22 protein-coding genes are annotated in these 23,806 nt (G+C 48.0%); 17 read left to right on the top strand and 5 right to left on the bottom strand.

What is annotated here, in order from left to right:
• Positions 1–24 precede the first annotated feature (24 nt).
• The 4 genes from phnX to GON05_RS22965 are packed head-to-tail and all read left to right on the top strand — an operon-like array spanning position 25 to position 3,862.
• Positions 25–840 carry a phosphonoacetaldehyde hydrolase gene (gene phnX / locus GON05_RS22980; RefSeq protein WP_157322334.1) on the top strand — a complete coding sequence of 272 codons (816 nt, stop codon included), beginning with the start codon at positions 25–27 and terminating at the stop codon, positions 838–840.
• 27 nt (positions 841–867) lie between these two features.
• Positions 868–1,983, top strand: coding sequence for a 2-aminoethylphosphonate--pyruvate transaminase (gene phnW / locus GON05_RS22975; RefSeq protein WP_157322095.1), 1,116 nt, complete (start codon positions 868–870; stop codon positions 1,981–1,983).
• Positions 1,984–2,002: 19 nt separating this feature from the next.
• A complete protein-coding gene (gene ald / locus GON05_RS22970) occupies positions 2,003–3,136 on the top strand; it encodes an alanine dehydrogenase (protein ID WP_157322093.1) in 1,134 nt (377 codons plus the stop codon).
• A 48-nt stretch (positions 3,137–3,184) separates the two neighbouring features.
• Positions 3,185–3,862, top strand: a complete 678-nt coding sequence (locus GON05_RS22965) for an MgtC/SapB family protein (RefSeq protein WP_157322333.1) — start codon at positions 3,185–3,187, stop codon at positions 3,860–3,862.
• A 62-nt stretch (positions 3,863–3,924) separates the two neighbouring features.
• On the opposite strand, the gene GON05_RS22960 is transcribed toward GON05_RS22965, so the two are convergent.
• Both GON05_RS22960 and GON05_RS22955 read right to left on the bottom strand, forming a co-directional pair.
• Entirely contained in the window at positions 3,925–5,253 is a 1,329-nt protein-coding gene (locus GON05_RS22960; protein WP_157322091.1) for a UDP-glucose dehydrogenase family protein, read from the bottom strand.
• 14 nt (positions 5,254–5,267) lie between these two features.
• Positions 5,268–6,425: a glycosyltransferase family 4 protein gene (locus GON05_RS22955; RefSeq protein ID WP_157322089.1), complete on the bottom strand. Its 1,158-nt coding sequence runs from the start codon at positions 6,423–6,425 to the stop codon at positions 5,268–5,270.
• Positions 6,426–6,659: 234 nt separating this feature from the next.
• Between GON05_RS22955 and GON05_RS22950 the strand changes: the two genes are divergently transcribed.
• The gene (locus GON05_RS22950; protein WP_157322087.1) at positions 6,660–7,859 is read left to right on the top strand and encodes an ATP-binding protein; all 1,200 of its coding nucleotides are present in this window, start codon (positions 6,660–6,662) and stop codon (positions 7,857–7,859) included.
• 13 nt (positions 7,860–7,872) lie between these two features.
• Here the strand turns inward: GON05_RS22950 and GON05_RS22945 are convergent, their stop codons facing one another.
• Positions 7,873–8,733: an AraC family transcriptional regulator gene (locus GON05_RS22945; RefSeq protein ID WP_157322085.1), complete on the bottom strand. Its 861-nt coding sequence runs from the start codon at positions 8,731–8,733 to the stop codon at positions 7,873–7,875.
• A 172-nt stretch (positions 8,734–8,905) separates the two neighbouring features.
• Between GON05_RS22945 and GON05_RS22940 the strand changes: the two genes are divergently transcribed.
• The 6 genes from GON05_RS22940 to GON05_RS39935 all read left to right on the top strand — a co-directional run bounded on the left by GON05_RS22940 (position 8,906) and on the right by GON05_RS39935 (position 14,948).
• Complete coding sequence (locus GON05_RS22940; protein ID WP_157322084.1) at positions 8,906–9,784, top strand: phytanoyl-CoA dioxygenase family protein; 879 nt, start codon at positions 8,906–8,908, stop codon at positions 9,782–9,784.
• A gap of 226 nt (positions 9,785–10,010) precedes the next feature.
• Positions 10,011–11,852 carry a PAS domain-containing sensor histidine kinase gene (locus tag GON05_RS22935; protein ID WP_181646179.1) on the top strand — a complete coding sequence of 614 codons (1,842 nt, stop codon included), beginning with the start codon at positions 10,011–10,013 and terminating at the stop codon, positions 11,850–11,852.
• A 149-nt stretch (positions 11,853–12,001) separates the two neighbouring features.
• Complete coding sequence (locus tag GON05_RS22930) at positions 12,002–12,148, top strand: aspartyl-phosphate phosphatase Spo0E family protein (RefSeq protein WP_145657396.1); 147 nt, start codon at positions 12,002–12,004, stop codon at positions 12,146–12,148.
• Positions 12,149–12,311: 163 nt separating this feature from the next.
• Positions 12,312–13,313 (top strand): aldo/keto reductase, encoded by a 1,002-nt coding sequence (locus GON05_RS22925; RefSeq protein ID WP_157322080.1) that lies wholly within the window; start codon positions 12,312–12,314, stop codon positions 13,311–13,313.
• Positions 13,314–13,630: 317 nt separating this feature from the next.
• The gene (locus tag GON05_RS39785) at positions 13,631–13,765 is read left to right on the top strand and encodes a hypothetical protein (protein ID WP_258567530.1); all 135 of its coding nucleotides are present in this window, start codon (positions 13,631–13,633) and stop codon (positions 13,763–13,765) included.
• On the top strand, positions 13,716–14,948 hold the full coding sequence (locus GON05_RS39935) for a polysaccharide lyase family 7 protein (RefSeq protein WP_157322078.1): 1,233 nt from the start codon (positions 13,716–13,718) through the stop codon (positions 14,946–14,948). Before GON05_RS39785 ends, GON05_RS39935 begins: the two co-directional genes overlap by 50 nt.
• Positions 14,949–14,952: 4 nt before the next feature.
• Here GON05_RS39935 and GON05_RS22915 read toward each other — a convergent pair whose 3' ends face one another.
• Positions 14,953–15,837, bottom strand: coding sequence for a helix-turn-helix domain-containing protein (locus GON05_RS22915; RefSeq protein ID WP_157322076.1), 885 nt, complete (start codon positions 15,835–15,837; stop codon positions 14,953–14,955).
• A 167-nt stretch (positions 15,838–16,004) separates the two neighbouring features.
• Between GON05_RS22915 and GON05_RS22910 the strand changes: the two genes are divergently transcribed.
• The 5 genes from GON05_RS22910 (at position 16,005) to GON05_RS22890 (ending at position 20,903) form a co-directional block, all read left to right on the top strand.
• Positions 16,005–17,144 (top strand): fatty acid desaturase family protein, encoded by a 1,140-nt coding sequence (locus tag GON05_RS22910; RefSeq protein ID WP_157322074.1) that lies wholly within the window; start codon positions 16,005–16,007, stop codon positions 17,142–17,144.
• The gene (locus GON05_RS22905) at positions 17,134–17,451 is read left to right on the top strand and encodes a MocE family 2Fe-2S type ferredoxin (RefSeq protein WP_157322072.1); all 318 of its coding nucleotides are present in this window, start codon (positions 17,134–17,136) and stop codon (positions 17,449–17,451) included. The genes GON05_RS22910 and GON05_RS22905 overlap by 11 nt, the downstream gene beginning before the upstream one ends.
• A gap of 39 nt (positions 17,452–17,490) precedes the next feature.
• A complete protein-coding gene (locus tag GON05_RS22900) occupies positions 17,491–18,438 on the top strand; it encodes an aldose epimerase family protein (protein WP_157322070.1) in 948 nt (315 codons plus the stop codon).
• 233 nt (positions 18,439–18,671) lie between these two features.
• A complete protein-coding gene (fdhA, locus tag GON05_RS22895) occupies positions 18,672–19,886 on the top strand; it encodes a formaldehyde dehydrogenase, glutathione-independent (protein WP_157322068.1) in 1,215 nt (404 codons plus the stop codon).
• Positions 19,887–20,024: 138 nt separating this feature from the next.
• The gene (locus tag GON05_RS22890; RefSeq protein ID WP_157322067.1) at positions 20,025–20,903 is read left to right on the top strand and encodes a TolB family protein; all 879 of its coding nucleotides are present in this window, start codon (positions 20,025–20,027) and stop codon (positions 20,901–20,903) included.
• Here GON05_RS22890 and GON05_RS22885 read toward each other — a convergent pair.
• On the bottom strand, positions 20,884–21,696 hold the full coding sequence (locus GON05_RS22885; protein WP_157322066.1) for a CPBP family intramembrane glutamic endopeptidase: 813 nt from the start codon (positions 21,694–21,696) through the stop codon (positions 20,884–20,886). The genes GON05_RS22890 and GON05_RS22885 overlap by 20 nt on opposite strands.
• Positions 21,697–21,922: 226 nt before the next feature.
• Here GON05_RS22885 and iolD point away from each other — a divergent pair, with 226 nt between their 5' ends.
• Positions 21,923–23,788 carry a 3D-(3,5/4)-trihydroxycyclohexane-1,2-dione acylhydrolase (decyclizing) gene (gene iolD, locus GON05_RS22880; protein ID WP_157322065.1) on the top strand — a complete coding sequence of 622 codons (1,866 nt, stop codon included), beginning with the start codon at positions 21,923–21,925 and terminating at the stop codon, positions 23,786–23,788.
• The last annotated feature ends 18 nt before the right edge of the window (positions 23,789–23,806 follow it).

Genomic DNA, 23,806 nt, shown 5'->3' with positions numbered 1-23,806 from the left:
CGAACTAAGAGAGGGATGGTAATGATGCCGAAAAATTATGAAGGTCGTATTCAAGCTGTTATTTTTGATTGGGCAGGGACGATGGTTGATTATGGATGTTTTGCGCCACTGGACGTATTCCTGCGGATATTTGAGAAACGGGGCATTGCCATTACAGCTGAAGAAGCACGCGGTCCGATGGGACTATTGAAATGGGATCATATCCATACCTTATGCAGCATTCCGAGAATCGCTCAGTTGTGGAAAGATAAATTCGGGGCTCTGCCGACGAATGCGGATGTGGATGATCTGTATGCCGATTTCGAACCTTTGTTATTTGAAATTTTACCGAATTATACGGATCTGATCCCTGGCGCACTGGACTTAGTGAAGGAACTGCGGAACAGAGGGCTGAAAATTGGCTCTACAACTGGATACACGGCGGAAATGATGGAAGTGGTGAGCCGGGAGGCCAAGTTGAAAGGGTATGAGCCGGATTCCTTGGTTACTCCTTCCGAAGTGAAAGCCGGACGGCCGTATCCGTGGATGTGTTACGCGAATGCTGCGAACTTAGGGGTTTATCCGTTCCAGGCGATTGTCAAAGTAGGCGATACGGTCAGCGATATTCAAGAGGGTGTTAATGCCGGGGCTTGGAGTGTAGGGGTTGTAAAAGGAGGAAGCGAGCTCGGTCTTACCGAGGAGGAAGTCAATACGATGCCGGCTGCGGAATTGGCAGCGAAAATGGCCGTTGTCGAAGAACGGTTCCGTCAAGCCGGGGCTGATTATGTGATTCCGACGATCGGCGACCTTGTGAAAGTCATTGACGATATTAACGCCCGGTTAGCAAAAAGCGGACAATAGATGAATAAAACGAAGGAGGACGTAACGATGAATATTGATTTAATTGAGGATAACCCGTATTTGCTTTTGACACCTGGCCCCCTCTCGACGAGCAAAAGGGTAAAAGCGGCGATGCTGAAAGACTGGTGTACATGGGATGATGATTATAATCGAATTGTGCAGGATATTCGCACTAAACTTGTTCAATTAGCGACCAAGGAGACGTCGCTTTATACCTCCGTTCTTATGCAGGGCAGCGGTTCATTTTGTGTAGAATCTGTGATCGGAAGCGTTATTCCACAGGATGGCAAAATTCTGGTTATGGCAAATGGCGCTTATGGCCAACGGATGGCCCAAATGGCGAAAATGCTGAATATTCCGCTCGTTCTCCTGGATAACGGGGAGGTTCATCCTCCAGACTTGGATCAACTGGAATATACGCTGCGCAAAGAAACGGATATCACACATGTAGCTGTTGTTCATTGCGAGACGACGACAGGCATGTTGAACCCGATAGAAGCTGTTGGCCGCATCGTCAAAAAATATAACAAAACTTATATCGTAGATGCCATGAGCTCCTTCGGCGGAATTCCGTTGGATATCGCGGAACTACAGATCGATTTCTTGATCAGCAGCGCTAACAAATGTATCCAGGGTGTTCCCGGATTCGGTTTTATTATTGCCAAAATTGATGAAATGAAAAAGTGCGCCGGATGGGCGCGTTCCCATTCCCTCGATTTGTTCGACCAATGGGATAAAATGGAAAAATATAATGGAAAATGGCGTTTTACATCGCCAACTCACGTTGTCCGTGCTTTCTATGAAGCACTGAAAGAACTGGCGGATGAAGGTGGCGTTGTCGCCAGGTACAATCGTTACAAAACAAGCCAGCGGGCACTCGTCAAAGGAATGAAGGTCCTCGGTTTTGAGACCTTGCTGCCGGAGGCGCAGCAATCACCGATCATCACTTCTTTCCTGTATCCGGGAAGCGATCAGTTCCAGTTCCAAACGTTATACGAGAAGTTGAAGCGCAGAGGTTTTGTGATTTATCCGGGGAAAATTACGAACGCCAACACGTTCCGAATTGGCAACATCGGTGAAGTGGAAGCGGCTGATATGATTCGTCTTGTGGATGCCATACAGCAAGAACAATTTTGGACATAGGCGAAGGAGAGGCGAGAGTATGATTATTGGTGTGCCGAAGGAAATTAAAAACAATGAAAATCGAGTTGGGATTACACCTGCGGGTGTGGCCACTTTTAAACATTACGGACATGAGGTTTGGATTGAAGCCGGCGCTGGTTTGGGGAGCGGCTTCGAAGATGAGGAATATTTGACGGCAGGCGCCATAATCGTGCCTACGGCTGCGGATGCTTGGTCGGCGGATATGGTGCTTAAAGTAAAAGAGCCACTGGCAGAGGAGTATGGGTTTTTTCGGGAAGGTTTGATTCTGTTCACTTATCTGCATCTAGCGGCAGAATCCGAGTTGACCCGGGCGTTAACGGACAAGAAAGTTGTCGCAATCGCATATGAAACGATTCAACTAAATAACGGTTCCCTTCCGATTCTGACCCCGATGAGTGAAGTAGCCGGCAGAATGTCTATTCAAATCGGCGCACAATTTTTGGAAAAGTCCAAGGGTGGAAAAGGTATTCTTCTTGGCGGAGTTCCTGGGGTAGCGCCAGCTGAAGTCGTCATTATCGGTGGGGGCGTAGTGGGGACGCAAGCGGCGAAAATGGCGGTGGGTCTAGGAGCGAGCGTTACGCTGCTGGATGTAAATCCAGAGCGGCTGCGTCAATTGGATGATCAATTCCAAGGACGGTTGCGCACGTTGATGTCGCATGGCAGCAATATTGCCGAGGCGGTTAAGAAAGCGGATCTGCTGATCGGCGCCGTGTTGATCCCGGGCAGCCGGGCACCGCGCCTGGTAACCGAAGCCGCCGTAAAAACGATGAAACCGGGTTCCGTTATTGTGGACGTAGCCATTGATCAAGGCGGCTCGATAGAGACTATTGACCGTATTACGACACACAGCAATCCGACCTACGTGAAACATGGTGTTGTGCATTATGCAGTTGCCAATATGCCTGGCGCGGTCGCACAGACATCTACAGTTGCTTTAACCAACGTGACCGTAGGTTATGGCTTGCAAATTGCCAATAAAGGCTATCGCGAAGCCGGGTTGCAGCATCAAGATTTAGCAAAAGGATTTAATACGATTGAAGGGAAAGTCACGTATAAAGCTGTTGCTGAAGCTCATGGTTATCCTTACGTTGAAATTGACGCGGTACTAAACGGTCTTCCCGTATCTGTATAACAAGTCCCGCAATATAGACGGGGGCATGTTGAGAGGAGAAACACAGTGTTGATATCTCCCTTTGTTATTAAGTTAGGCATTGCTCTATTTCTTGGTATGTTAATCGGCATTGATCGCCAATTGAAACATAAGCCAGTAGGCATGAAAACAAACATGGTTATTGCTGTTGCCAGCTGCTTAATTACAATGGTTTCAATTGAATCCGTAAGCCGATTTTCTATTCCAGGTCATACCAACATGGACCCCATGCGGCTTGCTGCACAAATTATCAGCGGCGTCGGTTTCTTAGGCGCAGGCGTCATTTTAAGAAAAAACAATGATGAAATTTCCGGTTTAACGACAGCCTCTATGGTGTGGTCAGCATCTGCGCTGGGGATTGCAACCGGTGCTGGATATTATATGCAGGCATTCGTAGCCGTCATTTTCATCATTTTTTCTGTCAATTTCTTCCCGATTATGATTAAGTGGATCGGCCCCCGCTCTCTCAAACAACGTTATTTGGAAGTACGAATCATCTGTCATGAAAGTCAGGATCCCAACCGGATTTTCAAAAGGTTAAAAGAACTAAACATTCAGATTGAACGCGTGAAAGTAAAGGATGTAGAAGGCAGCTCTAATCAAATGGAATTAAAGCTGCTAACGTACGAAAAAGTGCAGGCAACTGATATCTATGCTTCGTTGAAATCTGTTGAGCATGTTACTTTTGTGGAAGTTGAAAGCAGATAACCGTCTGTATGGCGGAACGGAAAAACCCCAGTCCTATTTCGGAGGACTGGGGTTTATTTCGTTTATTCCGGTGAGGAGACTCCGGACCAAGGGACCGGACTGCACTCCATCGACCTTCCTACGGGCATATATATAGCCCCATCAACTTCGACGATTTGTGAGATGATTTGACTTGGCAAAAGATTCCGACCGTCAAGCACATAAGGCCGACGCATAAGGTGAAGCAGGTAAGGCCAATCGAGTTCAGCAAACTGCGGCCATTCCGTCATGATCATGATAGCATCGGCCTGGGCTGCTGCAGCATAAGGGGAATCCATCACCTGAACGGTTTTGGCTCCAACTTGTCTGACGATAGGATCGAAGGCTTGAACCTCGATGCCATGGCGCTCACACTGAGCTAATAAGGTTAGAAATGGCGCGTCGCGAACATCATTGGTATTTGGCTTGAATGAGATGCCTAATACGCAGAGACGCTTGCCTAAAGGATTGCCCCAAAGCGAGATAAGTTTGGCGATCATCCTTGGAATGCGCTGCTCATTGACTTTGGCGACTGCTTCCAAAATCGGAAGCGAGCTGCCGATCAACTTCCCGGTCGTCAGCAGGGACTGCAAATCTTTGGAAAAGCAGGAGCCTCCATAACCAACGCCTGCCGACAGGAATTCAGGCCCGATGCGATGATCGGCACCAACTCCGCTCATGACATGGCGGATATCTGCGCCATAGCCTTCACACACATCGGACATCATGTTCGCGAATGAGATTTTCATCGCAAGAAAGGCGTTCGACGCATATTTGATAAGTTCAGCGCTGCGCCTGTCGCAAACATGTACAGGAGCCTCGATCCCCTCATATAATTGGCGAAGCAGGGATTCGGCTTGCGGCGTTTTACAACCGAATACGATGCGATCGGGTTCCATGAAGTCTGAGAAGGCGCTGCCTTGCCTTAAAAATTCAGGGTTAAAGGCGACTTCTGTATGAAGACCAGCCGCCAGCAAAGTAGCTTCCAGTTCATCGCAGGTGCCTACGGGTACAGTGCTTTTTATGATCACAAGGGGAGGACAGGTGCCGGCTTGCATCAAGAGAGACAGCACTTCATGCACATGCCCCAGATCCGTATGACCGTCTGAACGCGTAGGCGTGCCTACGGCAATCATCAAAGCGTCCGTGTCCGATGAGGCTCGGGCGAGATCTGTTTCAAAGCTTAATAACCCTTTGGCATAGACATCAGCCAGCTCTGGCTCCAGCTGAGGTTCCCATACGGTCAGCTTATTTTCCTTCAGCCCGCGAATGACGGGCTCACGGTCAACGGCAATGACTTCGTGCCCCAGTTTCGCAAAGCACACAGCGGCAACCAAGCCCACATATCCTGTTCCGACTAATGTTATTCGCATGGATGTCCCCTCCTTTAAGCTGTATAGAATCCCAGTTTACTTCCAATTCGGCGAGCATCGATAATTTGTTCGTAGTCCTCCAGCAATCTGTCGAAGATAGCGTCCCATGAGCGTCCAAGGGCAAAACCTCTTGCTGCTTTTCGGAAATCTGCCCATTGTTCCGGGGCATTGATGAAAGCATCAATAGCTTGAATGAAAGATTCCGGCTGGCGGGGCTCACATAAAGTTCCGGTCTGTCCGGGAACAATCATATCCCGTACGCCACCGCTATTTGCGGCAATAACGGGAAGACCGGAAGCCATTGCCTCTTGGACGACATTGCCGAATGTTTCGGTACTGGAAGGGAAGAAGAAGAGATCGGATGAGGCATAGATTTCTGCGAGTTCTTCCCCTTGCTTGTAACCGGCAAATGTCACATTGTTCGGAGCTTGCTCGCGCAGCTCCTCCAGTTGCGGTCCGTCTCCTACGATGAGCCAGTGAACACGCTCTTTCAACGAATCAGGCAAAGTACGCATGACGGCCGATAAGGTATCTATATCTTTCTCCGGGGCGATGCGCCCCACATAGAGGAGGAGGTAAGGGGCTGTAATTCCGTATCGCTCGCGAACTGCGCTCGTGTGCTTATCGGGGGTATAGAGCGCACAATCAACACCTCTGGACCACAAAAGCATGCGGTCAAAGCCTTGTGCATGCAGGTGCTGCATCGTATCGGTCGAAGGGACGAAAGTGGCGTCACAGGATTGGTGAAACCATTTCATGTATGTCCAATACAACGGAACTGCTCTTTTCATTCGGTAGTAGGTTAAATAGCGATCAAAGTGGGTGTGATAGGAGGCTACGTGCGAAATCCGATGCTTGCGGGCATAGTGGAGACCGCACAAACCGATGTTAAACGGAGTTGCCATATGGAGCAGATGGGGACGGAAGCGGTCAAGCTCAGAACGCAGAGAAATAATGTTGGGCAAGGCAATCCGGCATTCGGGGTAGAGAAAAAAAGGAACGGAAGGTACGGGGCGAATCAGTTCGGAGTAAGCCATTTCATCGGTGCATTTCGGCGTGAACACGAGGTGCTCAACACCACGACGATTTAAATAATCCGTAAGACGTCCTAACGTGAGTGCAACGCCATTCATTTGAGGAACGTAGGTATCGGTAAACAACGCGAGGCGCATAAGAATCCCTCCTGTAGTTCCTAGATGCCTTAAGGGTAACATTCGATTATTCGTGGAACGTTAACCGCATGTTAATTCTTTTTTAAAACAGCAAGGGCTTGACTACAGGCGTAGAACCCTCATTTTGTCGAAAATCAATGGTGAAAGGGTTGCAGAAATCGACATACAGCAATGAGAGATTTGGAATATGATAGAAAGGAAGGCAGAGTACACTCGTAGAAGGGGCTGATCGTTGTGGGCAAAATACAAATATCCTCAAAAGGGATCGAAAAAACGCTTCGTAAATTTGATTATTTGCAGGCGATTTCCGAATATATTTGGAACGGCTTCGATGCGCAAGCTACAGTGGTAGACGTTAAGCTTCATTTAAATGTGCTCGGCGGTGTTGACTATATCGTGATCTCGGATAATGGTTACGGGATTGATCGGCGTGAATTGGAACGGAAATTCACACCTTTTTTTGAGTCGGAGAAGCAGATAGATCCAGAGAAGCGGACAAGAACCACATCGGCGATGCATGGTAAAAATGGGATCGGCCGATTAACCTTTCATCGCTTTGCTTCCGATGCGACATGGAAAACGACCTATACAGACGGTTTATTGAAAAATACGTATACCATTCAAATTGGCGCGAACCATTTGGATGACTATAAGGTTTCGAGCATCAAATTGACGGATGGAGAGCCAGGAACGAGTGTAACTTTTCATAATATTGTGCAGGACTTCATCCTTGAGCATTTGTCGGCTTATCTCTGCAAGGAATTTGGCTGGTTTCTGGAGCTTCATGCGGACAAAGATTTCGATCTTCGCCTGGATGGCCAATCGCTGGATTATTCAAGTCTGATTGGGGAAAAAGAGTGCTTCGACCTCGTTCATGCTGGCAGCCAAACAGCCTTTCAAGTTAAATTCATTCGTTGGCAGGACCGTATCAACCACGAATATTCCAAGCTGTATTTCATCGACTCCCATATGGAAGAAAAGTATAAACAACCGACCACCTTTAATAATAAAGGGGACTCCTTTTACCATAGTGTCTATATTCAAAGCAAACTGTTCGACTACTTTGATTTTGAAAGTGATGATCAAAGCGGCCAGCTCGAAGCAGCTTTTGGCGTGAGCAAGAAAAGCGACGCTTTCCAATTTTTGCTGGAAGAAATCAATGCGTTTATTAAGCAGAAAAGAAAGCCTTATTTAGAAATACTGTCTGACCATGTCATTCAAGAATTTGCGGAAGCGAAGGCTTTTCCGGATTTCACGGACGGTCCTGAGGATACCATGAAGAAAAATGAGCTCGAATCGGTCATCCGGGAGCTCTGTCAGCTGGAACCCCGAGTGTTCGCTAGATTAAATTTGGAACAGAAGAAATTGATGGCGCATCTGATTCATTTGGCGATGGGCTCGGCAGAACGGAAGCGCTTGTTGGAGGCGTTATAAGAGCCACGGCGGTTTATGACCGCTGCCGATTCCGGTACTCCGAAGGAGAGATGCCATAATACAGCGTGAATTGCTTGCTGAAATGGTGGATAGACGAATACCCCAGATCCTCGGCGATGTCCGTAACCGATCGTGCGCTCTCTTTTAATGCGGCAGCGGCTTGCTTCATGATAACGGAAGTCCAGTAGGCCTTGGGCGACATGCCTGTGGCCTGTTTGAACAGTTGATGGAATTGTGTTTTCTTCAGCTTGCATTGTTCCAGCCAGGCTTCATAACTGGACCCCATATAGGCTTTCTGGTGAATATTATCGAGCAGGGGCTTGATACGGAAATCAATGAACGGCAGGTAGGTATGCAGTTGAACAATTTTTAGCAGTAAGGCTTGGAGAAGGCTTTTGCCGATAGCGTCTGAGTAGGGCGCAGCATTCTGATGCTGCTCTACAACTAGGGCGAACAGGTCGGTAATGGCGCTTTGATGTTGGAAATGGAGCAGATTAGGCAAGTTGTCCAAGTCGGAATTCGGCTCCATAGCCGTCAACAGGTGAGGATCGAAGTCGGCTTCTTTCCAAACAAGATGCTTCTGCCCAGCGTCCGGGCGCGTAGCCCATATGTCGCAATAAAGGTTATAGGTCGATAGCGCATGTGCGGCATCAGAATGGAAAGAATGCTGGAGCTTGGGCGGAAAATAGAGCAGGTCACCTTTGGCTATGGCAAAGGTACCTGTTGGGAGGGTAACGGTTCCTTTGCCGCCGGTCACAAGGTGGAAGGCATAACAATATCCTAACCGGAAAGATTCGCTGCCATTTTTCTCATAAGGAAAGCGGTAGTGGTGAGCGGTTCTTACGGATGGATTCATTGCTGTCAAAATTGGCATCGGACAGTCTCCCTTTGCTAGCAGGTTATCATCTAATTGTATGTCATAATGTTCTGGTTGAAAAGAAATAACCGGAAGAATTGATCAATCCTTGAACAGCCGGATAAATACGTTTTAACTCAAAGATGCTAAATTTATAAGTGTAGATCAACTTTGAGGAGGAATGAACACAATGAACGTGAACCAAATTGGCGGAAGTTTGAGCAAAGAGCAAGTCGACTTTTATAACACGGAAGGCTATCTCGTAATTCCCAATTTGCTTCAGGAAGAAGATCTCGCGCAGGCCATTGAAGCAATGACGACGAAGGTCTCGGCCATTGCGGAGGAGCTTATGCAGGCTGGGCTCATTCAGGACAAATTAGAAGATCGCCCTTTTAAATATCGCTTGGCGGAATTGTTCAAAGATTTGACGGCGGAGCATTTCCTGAAATATGGGCGCAGCTGGCGGGACAGGATTCCAGGTTATTTTCAATTAATGAGCAATCCCAAAATTTTGGATGCGGTTGAATCGCTAATCGGCGGCGAACTGTTTTCCAATCCGGTCTATAACACACGACCCAAAATACCAAAGGTTGCTGCAGGCGCAGTACCTTGGCACCAAGATAAATCCTATTGGCCCGATGCCAATTCCAATCCCGTGATTACGGTGTGGATTCCGCTAGTTGATGCAAATGAGATTAACGGTTGTCTGCACATTAAACCGCGCACGCACCGTAAGCGCTTACTGAAGTGGCACCGGGAAGAGGATACAGGAACAGGTTACACGGCTTTGCATGAAAGCCAGTTGGGCAGAACAGAGACTGTCGTTCTACCGGTCTCCGCAGGAAGCGCAATCCTGTTTAATGACCGTTGTCTGCACATGTCAACGCCTAATTTATCCGATGAGGTGCGTTGGAGTGTAGACCTGCGCTATCAGCCTACGGATCAAGACCCGATGCCGGGGCATGGAGCGGGATTCCTGGCGAGAAGTTACAAATATCCCGATCGCGTTGCGAACTTGGAGGATTGGCTGGAGAATCGGATGGAGCATATCCCCGTCACACCGGCCTAATCGGATAGGCGCGATCCATTTTACCTGGGAATATTTGGTCGATATTTAGACGATTCTGTCCACAAATAAGGAGTTGGCTCTTGTTGAGCCGCTCCTTTTTGTGCATTCGACATTATCCATGAATTGGAAAATTACTTTTTACCCTTATATGGAAAGGAAAATGCCAAAGAACATAGAATTGTTACTAAAAACACATGCGTTTATTGATAGGGTGAGGACTAACAACATGGATAATAGGGTAGAGAGTAAACCAATACCGACAAATTGGATGCAGCAAATTAACCAACTATTCGACCTTTGCTTTCACCATACAAATGCCAGCATTGCGGTTATTGATCTCCAAAATCATATTTTGCAGGTGAACAGAGCGTATGAAGAGATGTATGGTTGGACGAATGATGAGGTTTTTGAAAAGTGTTTAAAGACGGTTCCCTCATACGAAGTTGACCGAGTAAGGAATATCCATTCCCGTGTGATTTATCAAGATCAGGCTGAATGTTATGAGACGCATAAACTTCGCAAAAATGGCGATTCTTTTTTTGCCAGCATGACCATATCCCCTCTGAAGGATAGCGAAGGCCGTATTTTTGCGCTAGTGGAAGTAGCAAGAGACATTTCTAGTCGTAAAATGGAAGCTGTGAAGTTGAAAGAAAGCGAAGAACGCTATCGCAATTTGGTCGAGCACTCACCGGAGCCGATTATTGTATACACGGAATCTGTTATCGTATATGCAAACCCTGCCGCATTAAAGCTCGTAGGTGCAGAAAGTGAATATCAGGTGCGAGGGAAGTTAGCCATAGCATTTATTCATCCGGATGAAAGAGACGAGCTTCAAGATCAGGTAGAGGATTTAATGAAAGCCGAGAAGCCTACGGATATTATTGAAAAGAAGTTGGTAAGGCTGGACAACCAACTGATCAATGTCGAAATCAGAGCCGTTCCGGTTGAATATTTGGGCAAACCATCGGTTCAATTACTGTGCAGAGATATTACACATAAAAAAGTGATGGAAAGCATCGTTCGAGAACGGGATGAAGAGTACAGACGCATGATTAAATTGCTTCCTGAGCCGATTGTTGTTCATCAGGAAGGCATTATTTGTTATATCAATGATATCGGGTTGAAGCTGTTAGGGGCGGTAATGCAAAGTGAGGTTATAGGTAAAAGCGTGACTGAGTTCATCCACCCTGATTTTCATGAAATTTTTAAAGAGAGAGTCAAATCCGTTGAGTTCGCCGATCAATATATACCATTTATTGAACTGAATCTGTTAGGTCTGCACGGAGAACGAATTGCCATCGAGGCATCGTCTGTCGTACTTCATAAATATTTGGAACGTCCGGTCATTCAGACTGTGTTAAGAGATATCACCGAACGCAAGACAGCGGAGGAGATGCTGCTCCAATCGGAAAAACTCTCCGTAGTCGGACAATTGGCGGCAGGAATCGCGCATGAGATTCGAAATCCCTTAACCTCGCTTGTAGGGTTCTTAAAGCTTATCAAGTGTGCTCCTACTCAAAAAATCGTCGAGTACACAGATATCATGTTGGTAGAATTAAATCGAATCAACAGCATTGTAAACGAATTCATGCTCATTTCGAAGCCGCAAAGAAGCCGATTTGAAGATAAAAATATTTGCGAGATTATTGAAAACGTGGTCTCTCTGCTCCAGCCTCAGGCGCTTCTGCATAATGTTGAGATTGATTTTAATAGGATGAACGGCGGTGTTCATATGGTTAAAAGCGATGAAGGCCAGTTGAAACAGGTCTTTATCAATTTGTTGAAAAATTCCGTGGAAGCCATGCCAGGCGGCGGAATGATTCATATCGCTATTCAACGTCTAGGAAATAAGAAGATGTTGATTAAGCTCAAAGACAATGGGATTGGGATCGCTGAGGAGCTTATACCTAGACTGGGTGACCCCTTTTTTACGACAAAAGAAGAAGGAACTGGGCTTGGACTCATGGTTTGTTATCGGATTATTGAAGCGCACCATGGGAGCATGCGGATTCAAAGCAAACTGGGAGTAGGGACAGTCATCGATATTGAACTCCCTTTTGTGCTATAAAAGGTGGGCTTTCAACGTCTTTTTCATTCTGAAATAAAATTTCACAATTTCTTCAAAGCATGTCGACAAAGTTTTACAAACTTCTGCGGAATCATGATTTATAATAAAGACACTAACGATACTGAACAGAATTGGTGTGAAATGTTGAGATGGAACTATTGTTGCAGAAAATTGAAGCATTGCGCATGAAGATGATAGAGGAAGCCGAGCGTCACGGCTGTTTTACCCATGAAAAGGTCGTTGCGATTAGCCAACAATTGGATGAATATATTATCCGATATTACGTGCTGAAATAACAATCGGCAGGTTGACGATTAGACATCGTGGTGATAATATGGGATTAATCCAAGTGATTAACTTGGTTTAAGTGAAGCAGTTTGACCGACCGTAGAAAACGGAGGCGATCCTTTGATGGATTGCCTTTTTTTTTTTAATACCAACAGACAGGGAGATGTGGATATGAGTATTGGACAAAGACGTCTTGGCCGAACAGGCTTGCGCGTTTCAGAGGTAAGTCTGGGCACGATGGCTTTCGGCAGATGGATCGGGGAGAAGGAATCTGCCGAAGTGCTGGATACGGCGCTTGATGCGGGAATTACCCTGATTGATACAGCTGATGTGTATGGCTCCGGGATGGACAAGGATAACCCGCTTGAAACCGGCGAGTCCGAAACGATTCTCGGCAACTTGCTTGGCGCTCGCCGCCATGAAATCGTGCTTGCGACCAAGGTTCACGGACGTGTCGGACTGGGTCCGAATGATGCCGGTCAAAGCCGATACCATATTTACCGTGCTGTTGAGAATAGTCTTAAACGATTGAAAACCGATTATATCGACTTGTACCAAGTACATAGATTCGACGAGCAAACACCGCTGGAAGAAACGCTGCGCGCCCTGGACGACCTTGTTCGCCAAGGAAAAGTTCGCTACATCGGCGCCTCGAACTATGTGGCGTGGCAAATCGCCAAAGCGCATGGCATCTCTGCGCTGCAGCGGCTTGAACGCTTCGAAAGCGTTCAGCCGGAATACAGCCTGATTGCCCGAGGAATCGAGCAGGAGCTGCTGCCGTTCGCCATCTCGGAAGGCGTAGGCGTTATCGTGTACAGCCCGCTGGGACGCGGCCTTTTGACGGGGAAATACGCCTACGGCCAGCAACCGCCAGCAGGAACTCGTGGCGCTGCCAATGAGAAACGGTTGCAAGTGCTGCTGGAGCAAGAGCGGCATTTCCACATTGTGGAGCAGTTGAAACCAATCGCAGCGCGTAAGGGTTGGACACTTGCTCAGCTAGCGCTGAGCTGGGTTCTGAGTACGCAGGGAGTCACATCTGCGATTCTGGGTGTGTCCAAACCGCATCACATCACGGATATTTTGGCAACGGTTGCTGAGAAGTTGACTTCGGAGGAACTGAAAGAGCTCGATGCGGTGACGAGAAACCCCCAAGCGAATCTAGTTAGGAATTAAGACAGTAAATAGAGGGCTGCTCCAGGAAGATGATCTTCTGAGGGGCGGCCCTTTTTGTGCTGACTCTAGGAATAACACAAGTGGACCTAAAAAAAACGCCACTGGGACAGGAAAAATTTAACTATAATGAACATTGTTAAGCGCTTACACGGAAATAAACGTTAGTATTCGAACATGAAAGGGGGTCGCACAGGCCAACTGCACGAAAGATTCCGTTCACCTTCAGCACGCCTCACGCCTGTTTAACTGAATGAATCGCATTGCGTACTGCTTCGAACACAGAACACAAAAGTTAATCATTCACTAGGAGGATTATTATGCGAAAAAAGATCCTAAAACCCATTCATTACTTAGTCATGCTTTCCTTGCTGTTGTCGACCGCACTCATTTTCATTCAGCAATGTGACGTCGGTAACGGCCGCATCCATTGCGATCACCAATCCTGGCTTTGAAAGCGATGCAACCGGATGGACGAAAGTCGGCTCGGCTGCGATCTCAACGAGCGATCATCACTCGGGAACTCGTTCGGCGAAATCCACAGCTAACGGTGGCGGTTATAAGCAAACCATATCCGGTCTTACAGCAAACACCGATTATACGCTGAAAGCCTGGGTTCTCGGCCAAGGCGTGATTGGCGCTAATACCTTTGGCGGCAGTGAAGTTACGGTTGGCGGCAATACTTCAACTTGGACGCAATTTACTGTCAACTTTACGACAGGAGCGACGAATACCAGCGCCGTCATTTTCACTAGAAGCACGGGCTCTTCCGATGTACGCTTTGATGATTTTACCCTTGACAGCGGCACTAGCTCGACCCCAACGCCTACAGCAACGCCTACAGCAACGCCTACAGCAACGCCTACCGCAACGCCAACAACGACTCCAACACCAACGCCACCTACAACTCCAACACTTCCATCTGATGTCCTATACTTGAAAAATTGGAAAATCACTTTGCCGATTCCGAAGCAATCCGGCTCTACTAGCCCATTAGAAGTTTTACAACCAGCGTTAAATACGTATTCCATCGACCCTTGGTTTAAAGTTGTGCATGATGCGGATGGCTATGCCGTTCAATTTCGCGCGAACCATGGCGCTGTGTCAACATCAGGGTCCAGCAATCCTAGAAGTGAGCTGCGCGAGATGAAGGATAACTATACGACTGGAGACTCCAGCAATCAAATGTCTTGGGGCAGTAATGACGGGAAAACCCATACGATGTACATTAAGCAAAAAGTGACGCATCTGACAACGGTGAAACCGCAAACGGTCGTTGGCCAAATTCACGATGCCGATGATGATGTGACTGTCTTCCGTGTCGAAGGGAATAATCCTGGCGGGGTTTCCACGACGGCCAAAATTTACATTACAGACGGGGACAATACGCATGGTTATTTGCTCGACAGCAACTACACGCTGGGAACTTTATTTACGGTTAAAATCATTGTAGCCAATGGCGTTATTTCCTATGAATACAATGGTCAAACTGTGCCATACACGCAAACGAAAAATGTAACGGGCTGTTTCTTCAAAATAGGGAACTATACGCAATCCAATGATTCAACTGCGCCTGGCGAAAGTCCGGACGCCTACGCAGAGAACTGGGTGTACGACTATTCGGTCACACACCAATAAGCGGCTATTGATCCGGTGTGTCTTTGAAAAGCGTAGCGCAAAATTGACTAAGACTCATACCTGTTTTTCGCTTGAAAATTTTCCCGAATGCATGGATATTCGTGTAGCCGACCCTATTTGCGATTTCGCCAAATGATTGCCCGGATTGGAGCGCCAGTTCTTTGGCCTTCTCCAATCGGACCCAGACCAAATATTGCACGGGTGACATGCCGAATGCCGTGCGAAATTGCGTAATGATGTAGTTCCGGCTCCAGCCTGTCAGCTTCTCCAGATCTTGATGCGTAAATCCGGCCTGCAAGTGGTTGGAGATATAGTTGCGTATCAGAATGAGCTTCGCTTTGTTAGCATCTTCTTTTTTCGAAGGGCTGACAGCGAGCTCTTTTTTTTGTCTAGATATCTGAAGCAAAACCTGTGTCAGCAGACTTTGACAGAGGAAGTGGTCCGTTACCTCCGGCATCCGGTAATGATGTACAAGTTCAGTCAGCTTATGCTCGATAGTGTGATTTTGGTAATTCCCCATGTAATGAGGGCCGATTTCATTGGAGTTATCCAGGATTTGTTGGACGGGGAAACCCGATTCACCGAAATGGAAAACAAGCGAGATGCAGACATAAGGCTCATTCGGGCGGGTGGTGACATAATGGGTCTCGTTTGGTCTGTGAAAGATCAAATCTCCGCGTTCCGTCACATAATCATGCCCGCTAATATGATAATCTGCGATTCCTTCAACCACATACTGAAGTTGATATTGCTTCAATGAGCGCGGTTTCAATTTCCAGCCGTTAGGGGCATGGAACATATGCGCAAGCGTAATATACGGCGGGAAATAATACTGCTTTAACTGTTCAAGCGTTTCGCTTGGCTCCATAAAATAAAGCTTAGTCGTCATCGTTCGCCTCCGCATGATCCGTCCGAGTGCCTATTTCCATTATACAAATTTATGGGAATCTACCATAGTGTGATTTTGGTAACCATTTTGTTACTTTGGGATAAATACTTCCCTAGGGCGGGTCTGTACAATGAAAGCATAATCATCAAGGAGAAGGAGGCGCTCAGATGTCTTCAGCCAATGGAAGAAGAGATTACAGCCTTACAGGCAAGGAGAACCAGCGAGCTCAAGATCGAGGCCTTGTGACCACCGAATGGTACACATCTCCTATTCCTCGTCAGAGGATGAAGGAGTTAATGAAGCGTAAAGACGGGCCGGCCATACGGGATACCCTTATTTTATTCGCGCTTCTCATAGGCACTGGCATCCTTGCGTATTATTCGTGGGGAACGTGGTGGGCTGTTCCAGCATTTTTTATCTATGGCACCTTGTACGCATCTCCGGGAGACTCACGTTGGCATGAGTGCGGGCATGGGACGGCTTTTAAAACACCTTGGATGAATGAAGTGGTGTATCAGATTGCGTCCTTCATGGTGCTGCGGTCTGCAACACCTTGGCGCTGGAGCCACACGCGACATCATAGCGATACGTATATTGTGGGGCGTGATCCCGAGATTTTTATGGAAAGACCACCGATTTGGCGCATTCTTGTTATGGAAATTTTTCATCTGTATGGCGGACCAAAGGAAATAAAACGCTTTTTTCTGCATTGTGCAGGGAAAGTGGATCGTACCGAAAATGAATACATTCCCCTGTCAGAGCGCCCCAAAGCATATCTGGAAGCACGCATATACCTGCTTATTTTAGCCACTGTTATCGGACTTGCGATTTATAAAATGAGTTTTCTTCCGCTAATGTTTATCGGCCTGCCGACGTTCTACGGTACCTTGCTAATGCTGTTATTTGGATTATCGCAGCATTTGGGACTGCATGAAGATGTCTTGGATCATCGTTTGAATACCCGCACGGTATATCTGAATCCCGTGTTTAGATTTCTCTACTGGAATATGAATTATCACGTTGAGCATCATATGTTTCCCATGGTTCCTTATCATGCCCTTCCTGCGCTTCATAAAGAAATGCAGGGAGATTGTCCGAAGCCGTGCAGCAGTCTGGGCGCTGCGCTCAAAGAAGTCATGATCGCGCTCATCAAACAGGGCAAAGATCCATCGTATACGATTGTGAAGCCGCTGCCCAGCACGGCGCGTCCTTATTATTATGGACCGGGGACTACGTCCGACCCCAATGAACGGAAAAGCACGGACACAAAATCTGCAATGACCGGAGGAATGACACATGGCGCCTGAGGAGTGGATTGAAGCATGCAGAGCGGACGAGATTGAACAGGAAGACGTGATCCGGTTTGATTACAGCGAGCGTTCCTTCGCGATATACCGAACGGATCGAAATGACTACTATGCGACGGATGGTTTTTGTACTCATGGGAGGTTTCACCTGTCAGAGGGGCTTGTCATGGGTAACATCATTGAATGTCCGAAGCATAACGGGAGATTCGATGTTATTACCGGGCAAGCGAAGAGGGCGCCGGTATGTATTGATCTGAAAACATATCCCGTGAAAGTAGAAGCGGGGAAAGTTTTCATTAGGCTCTGAGAGCGTAAGGGAGCATCGGGTTTCGGGAGGAGAATGCGTGTGAAGGACAGGAATGCAGCGAAGGTTCAGACAGGAACATATAAAGGGAACCTCTCTTTTGTCATAGAAAATGAGCAGCTCAAAGTAGAACTCATCCCGCAGCTTGGAGGGAAGCTGGTCTCCATGATGTATAAGCCAACGGGAAAAGAGTGGCTGCTTGATTCAGGTACGCGTCCTCTCAAGCAGCCGGAGTTTGGCTCCACCTTTACGGATTGGGACATGAGCGGGTGGGACGAGTGTTTTCCAACCATTATTGCCTGTCCTGCGGGCGTAGATGAACCTATTCTTTTGCCGGATCATGGAGAGCTTTGGTCTCTTCCAGGGAGCTGCCAGATTGAAGAGGGGACGGTTAACTGTATCATTGAGAGTCCGCAGTTGCCCTACCGTTTTTCAAGACGAATATCAATGGCAGACAGAGACAAGGTCAAGCTGGCGTATCGTGTGGTGAATGAAGGAAATAAACCGCTCCCCTTCCTGTGGGTCCCGCATCCTCAGTTTGCAATTACAGAGCGGACACGCCTGCTTCTTCCAGACTCTATGGAGCGTATGTTGTGTGTTTTTGGAGGTGAAAAACTTACATCCGGAAATTCCTATTCCTGGAAGGGAGTCTCACGGCTTACACCCGAAGCAACTGGAGATGCGCGCAAGTTTTATTACGAAGGGAAAGTAACGGCTGGATGGTCAGGTTTGTATGAGGAAGTAAGCGGTAACTATTTCATTATGTCTGTATCGGCTGACCAAGTTCCCTATATCGGCATTTGGATCGACGAAGGGATGATAAATGATCGTGTGACGTGTGCCTTGGAGCCAAGCATCGGCTATTATGATTCACTGGAGAAAGCGATAAGCAATGGAACGGCGCAGGTCATTCCGGCAAAAGGTTGTTTCGAATGGGAAATGGAGCTTTCTCTCGGTGTCGGTGAGTGGTTAAGGGCAGTTCAACCGTAGATTTATGGACAAAATGCCTACAGAAGGAGCAGGTGTAAGTGTGGATACAACTTTGTTGCGCGAAGCTGTATACTTCACTGGGCTTGTCTCATATAATGGAAATAGATGGAATGGGTGTTTGGTCTGCCTATTTATACGTTTGTGAAAGCGTTTCCCCTATGCAAAAAATGATGAATGTTCCACGGATGTTCGAACGACGAAAGTGACATTTCAATTTTGGGAGGAATACGAAGATGACAGGAAACAGAGCAGTCGTTTATAACAAACCAGGCAGTGTAGAAATCCGGGATACGGCTTATCCGGATCTAATTTTACGTGATGGTCCAGGCGTGAATCCGTTGAACGTTGGACGTAAATGTGAGCATGGTGTCATTCTGAAAGTTGTCACGACGAACATTTGCGGCAGCGACCAGCATATGGTCAGGGGCAGGACGACGGCGCCGTCGGGGCTTATTTTGGGACATGAAATCACGGGTGAAGTTATTGAGGTTGGTCGGGATGTGGAATTTATCCGAAAAGGGGACCTGGTCTCTGTTCCGTTCAATATTGCGTGCGGACGCTGCCGCAATTGCAAAGAGCGCCATACGAATGTATGTCTGAATGTGAATCCGGATCGTCCAGGCTCTGCTTATGGCTATGTGGATATGGGCGGTTGGGTAGGCGGTCAGTCCGAATACGTCATGGTGCCCTACGCAGATTTTCAACTGCTGAAATTCCCAGACAAAGCGCAAGCGATGGAAAAAATTCTGGATCTAACGATGTTATCCGATATTTTCCCAACGGGCTACCATGGTGCAGTTAGCGCCGGTGTCCGTCCTGGCTCGACCGTATACGTTGCTGGTGCGGGTCCTGTCGGTTTGGCGGCAGCGCATTCCGCACAACTGCTGGGCGCAGCAGTCGTTATTGTCGGCGATTTGAACGCCGAGCGGTTAGCTCAAGCGAAAAGCTTCGGCTGCGAGACCGTCAATTTGCGTGAACATGCGAATTTGGCTGAGCAGATCGAGCAAATTTTGGGCACGCCGGAAGTGGATTGCGCGATTGACTGCGTTGGCTTCGAAGCCCACGGACATGGCAAGGCGCATGGCGAGGCGCCGGCGACTGTGCTCAACTCCATCATGGAGGTTACGCGTGCGGGCGGCAGTCTGGGTATTCCAGGGCTGTATGTGACAGGCGATCCTGGCGCTGTGGATGAAGACTCCAAGATCGGCACGCTAAAGATCCGGTTCGGGCTCGGCTGGGCCAAATCGCATACGTTTGTCACCGGCCAAACGCCGGTCATGAAATACCATCGTGACTTGATGATGGCGATCCTCAGCGGCAGAGCGCAAATCGCGAAAGCGGTGAACGCGACGAAAATCTCTTTAGAGGAAGCGCCTAGCGCGTACCAGGAATTTGATCGCGGTGTTTCGCGAAAATTCGTGATTGATCCGCATGGGCTTGTGAAGTAGATGGTTTTGTTAAAGACATCCTCAGTCGGTGGACTGGGGATGTCTTTTTGGGCTGCGGAAAAGCAGGCAGGTTTAAACATGCCTACATCGAAGTATTAAGAGATGAAATTGCATCCTATAGACTACGGAGGAAAGCAAATGAATACATTAAAAGAACCGCTGACGAATAAAGGCCGCAACGTGAGGAGCATCCTTGAGGTCGTCGATATCTATACGGGTGAGCGCACGCAGCTGGCTTATTACGATTACCTAATTGAGGCTCCGAATTGGACGAGTGACGGTAACCGACTTATTTTTAATAGTCTTGGCCGCCTCTATTCTTTTGATATCTTGGAAAGTGAAAGCACGCTAATCGATTCGGGATACATTGATCATTGCAATAACGATCATGTGCTATCGCCTGATCAAACGCAGATTGCAGTAAGTCATCATACGCAGGAAGACGGCCAGTCTCGCATTTACATCGTACCGCTGGAGGAAGGGCATCCGGTTCTCGTTACCCCCATGGCGCCGAGTTATTTGCACGGGTGGTCACCAGACGGCAGTGAGCTAGCCTACTGTGCAGAACGGAACGGACAATATGACATTTATACAATCCCTGCTGCCGGTGGTGTGGAGAAACAGCTGACGGATAGTCCTGGACTGAATGACGGTCCTGAATATTCGCCGGATGGCAAGCATATCTGGTTTAATTCCGTGCGATCGGGTCTGATGCAAGTATGGCGCATGAATGTAGATGGCAGCGAGCAGACGCAGATGACGTTTGATGAAAGTAACAACTGGTTTCCGCATGTGTCCCCCGACGGTGAGCTTGTTGCGTATATCGCTTACAAAAAAGGCGATGTTGAACCCGGCGATCATCCCCCGAACAAGCAGGTGGAAATACGCTTGATGCCAAGCGGTGGCGGCGAAGCTAGAACACTGGTTCAACTGTTTGGAGGACAAGGCACGATTAATGTCAACTCTTGGTCTCCGGATAGCAGCAAGCTGGCGTTTGTCAGCTACGCATTGATTTGACCCTGATTTTGTATAACCATAAACCAATTAATCCCGTAATCACCATGCTAAACACTCCATCGGGACTTGGCATCATCAGAAATGAATAACCCTCATGAATTACGATAAATTTTTTTGAAATTAAAGTATCGATAAAAGCATTACCTATGGTATGCATGACTACGGCTGGCCAGACACTATTCGTCAACAGCCGTATTTCGCCATATACAACGGACAAGATGACGACGCCAAGCACCAAACGCGGTAGCAAAGTGATCATGTTTTCTGTCGGTTCTACAAAAAGGAACAAGTAGGGAAAATGCCACACGGCCCAAATGAGGCCAACGTAAATATGAGAGAGCAGCATGTTCCAGCCAAGCGCATACACTTTTGGAGCTAAATAGCCTCTCCATGCAAATTCCTCAAATATGTTTTTGATGAAGCTGGGCAAGATCGCCATTCCAACTGCAGAGAAAAATAGGGGAGACAAGGGTGTTGTATCCAACAACGTGCCATGGCCAATTAGAAGGATTATGCATGCACAACAGGGGGAGAACAAGGCGCTGACCATGTACAGGAAACTATGTTTTTTGAAATCCGGGCGTACACCAAAGTCATGCCAGCCGTCTCCGCAAAAAACACGAAGTAGAGTCATCGCCAGAAGCGGTGTGACAATCCAGATGAGCTGCCCCAGGCTGCCGTTGGCATCCGTGCCTGTTTTTAAATCGACAAGCCGACCTACCCACCCGCAGCTGATTGCAAGGAATGAAAAAAGTAGAATGTTCCTGAACCTTTTATCGGAAATGAACTTCATCATCGCTTCCCCTTAGCTTGAATATATATGTAAAAAACTTATTTTCTCATGCAGATAAATAGACTTTTATTAGCTGTAAAAATGACGCTGGAAAATAAATGTTGAAGCATTTGAAATCCTGTAGTAATATCAAATTAAGCGCTTAACCTCGATGGGGATTAAGTGCTTAAAACAGGAGAGATTAAGCGCTTAATCCCTCGGGATAGCAAAGGAGATCGAGATACCCATGAGCACAATCCGTTTAACGATGGCACAGGCTTTGCTTCGATTCTTGGACAGTCAGTACATATCAGTTGATGGTAGAGAGCAGAAGTTTGTTGAAGGTGTTTTCGGTATTTTTGGGCATGGCAACGTGACGGGCATCGGCGAAGCGTTGGAACGAAGTGCGGGCAGTCTTACTTATCGGCAAGGTAAAAATGAGCAAGGCATGGTGCATTCTGCAATCGCTTTCGCCAAACAGCGGAATCGGCAGCAAATCTATGCCTGCACGAGCTCGATTGGCCCGGGCGCATTAAATATGGTCACAGCCGCAGCAACAGCAACGGTTAACCGCATTCCGGTGCTTCTGCTGCCGGGAGACAATTTTGCCTCCAGACAGCCGGACCCCGTGCTGCAGCAATTGGAATCTATTCAGGATTACACGATATCGGCTACGGATGCTTTCAAAACGGTAAGCAAATATTGGGACCGGATCGTCAGACCGGAACAATTGATGACAGCTGCCGTTCAGGCTATCCGCGTTTTAACGGATCCCGCTGAGACCGGAGCAGTAACTTTGGCTCTGCCACAGGATGTACAGGCGGAGGCGTATGATTATCCTTTAGCTTTCTTTGATAAGAAAGTTCATTATATCGATCGTCGGCCAGCCGCAGAGGGCGCGGTCAAACGCGCAGCGGAGCTGCTCAAAGGCAAGCGTAAGCCGCTCATCATCGCCGGCGGCGGCGTGCTGTACGCTTCCGCTTCGCAGGAGCTTGCTGCGTTCGCCGAAGCTTTCGGCATTCCCGTAGCCGAAACGCAAGCCGGCAAAAGCGCGCTGCCTTGGAACCATCCGCTGCAGGTTGGCGCAATCGGCGTCACAGGGTCGCTGGCAGCCAACCGGCTAGCGCAAGAGGCGGACGTCATTATCGGCGTCGGAACGCGATATTCCGATTTTACAACATCGTCGAAATCGGCTTTTACCCATCCTGACGTGCAATTCGTCAACATTAACGTCAGTGGATTTGATTCGGCGAAGTTAAATGGTGTGGGAGTTACCGCAGATGCGAAAGATGGTCTTATCGCCTTACGGGAAGCGCTTACACAGACCGCTTATAGAACCGCATACGAAAACGGGGAAATTGACGGGCTCAGACAGCAATGGACTTCTGAAGTGGACCGCTTATACGCAGCTGAGCATGAGGCTGGACTGGCACAAACGCGTGCATTGGGTGTCATTAACGCGGCGATTGACCCATCCTCGGTGATCGTTTGTGCGGCAGGCAGCCTGCCGGGTGATTTGCATCGATTGTGGCGGCCGGTCGAGCCCAAAACCTATCACATGGAGTATGGCTTCTCCTGTATGGGGTACGAAATTGCCGGAGCCTTCGGGGCTGCTCTGGCGGAACCTGAACGCGACGTATACGCCATGGTAGGCGACGGCAGTTACCTAATGATGCATTCCGAGATGGTCACCAGCCTGCAAGAAGGGCGCAAAATTACCGTGTTGCTATTTGATAACCACGGCTTTCAATGCATTCACAACCTCCAAAGAAGTCAAGGCAGTGACGGCTTCGGTAACGAATTCCGCTACCGTACTGAAGCAACAGGCGGTTTGACGGGTGTCTATATGCCAATTGATTTTGCCGCGCATGCTCGCAGCTTAGGGGCTAAGGCTTATAAGGCCAATACAGCTGAGGAGCTTCAGACAGCGCTGCAGCTGGCCAAACAGGAGAGTGTAACTACACTCATTGAAATTTCTGTTGTTCCAGGTACGAATACCGATGGATATGAATCCTGGTGGAATGTAGGCGTACCAGAGGTTTCCGTTTCAAGCAAGGTGGTTCAAGCGCACGAAAACATGAAGGCCCGCATTCAGGCGGTCACGATAATTTAGCGAGAGGGGATACGCTGC

Source organism: Paenibacillus anseongensis (assembly GCF_009757995.1).
Lineage (GTDB): Bacteria > Bacillota > Bacilli > Paenibacillales > NBRC-103111 > Paenibacillus_E > Paenibacillus_E chondroitinus.
Note: the sequence above shows the minus strand (reverse complement) of the source record. Positions and strands in the feature narration are given on the sequence as shown.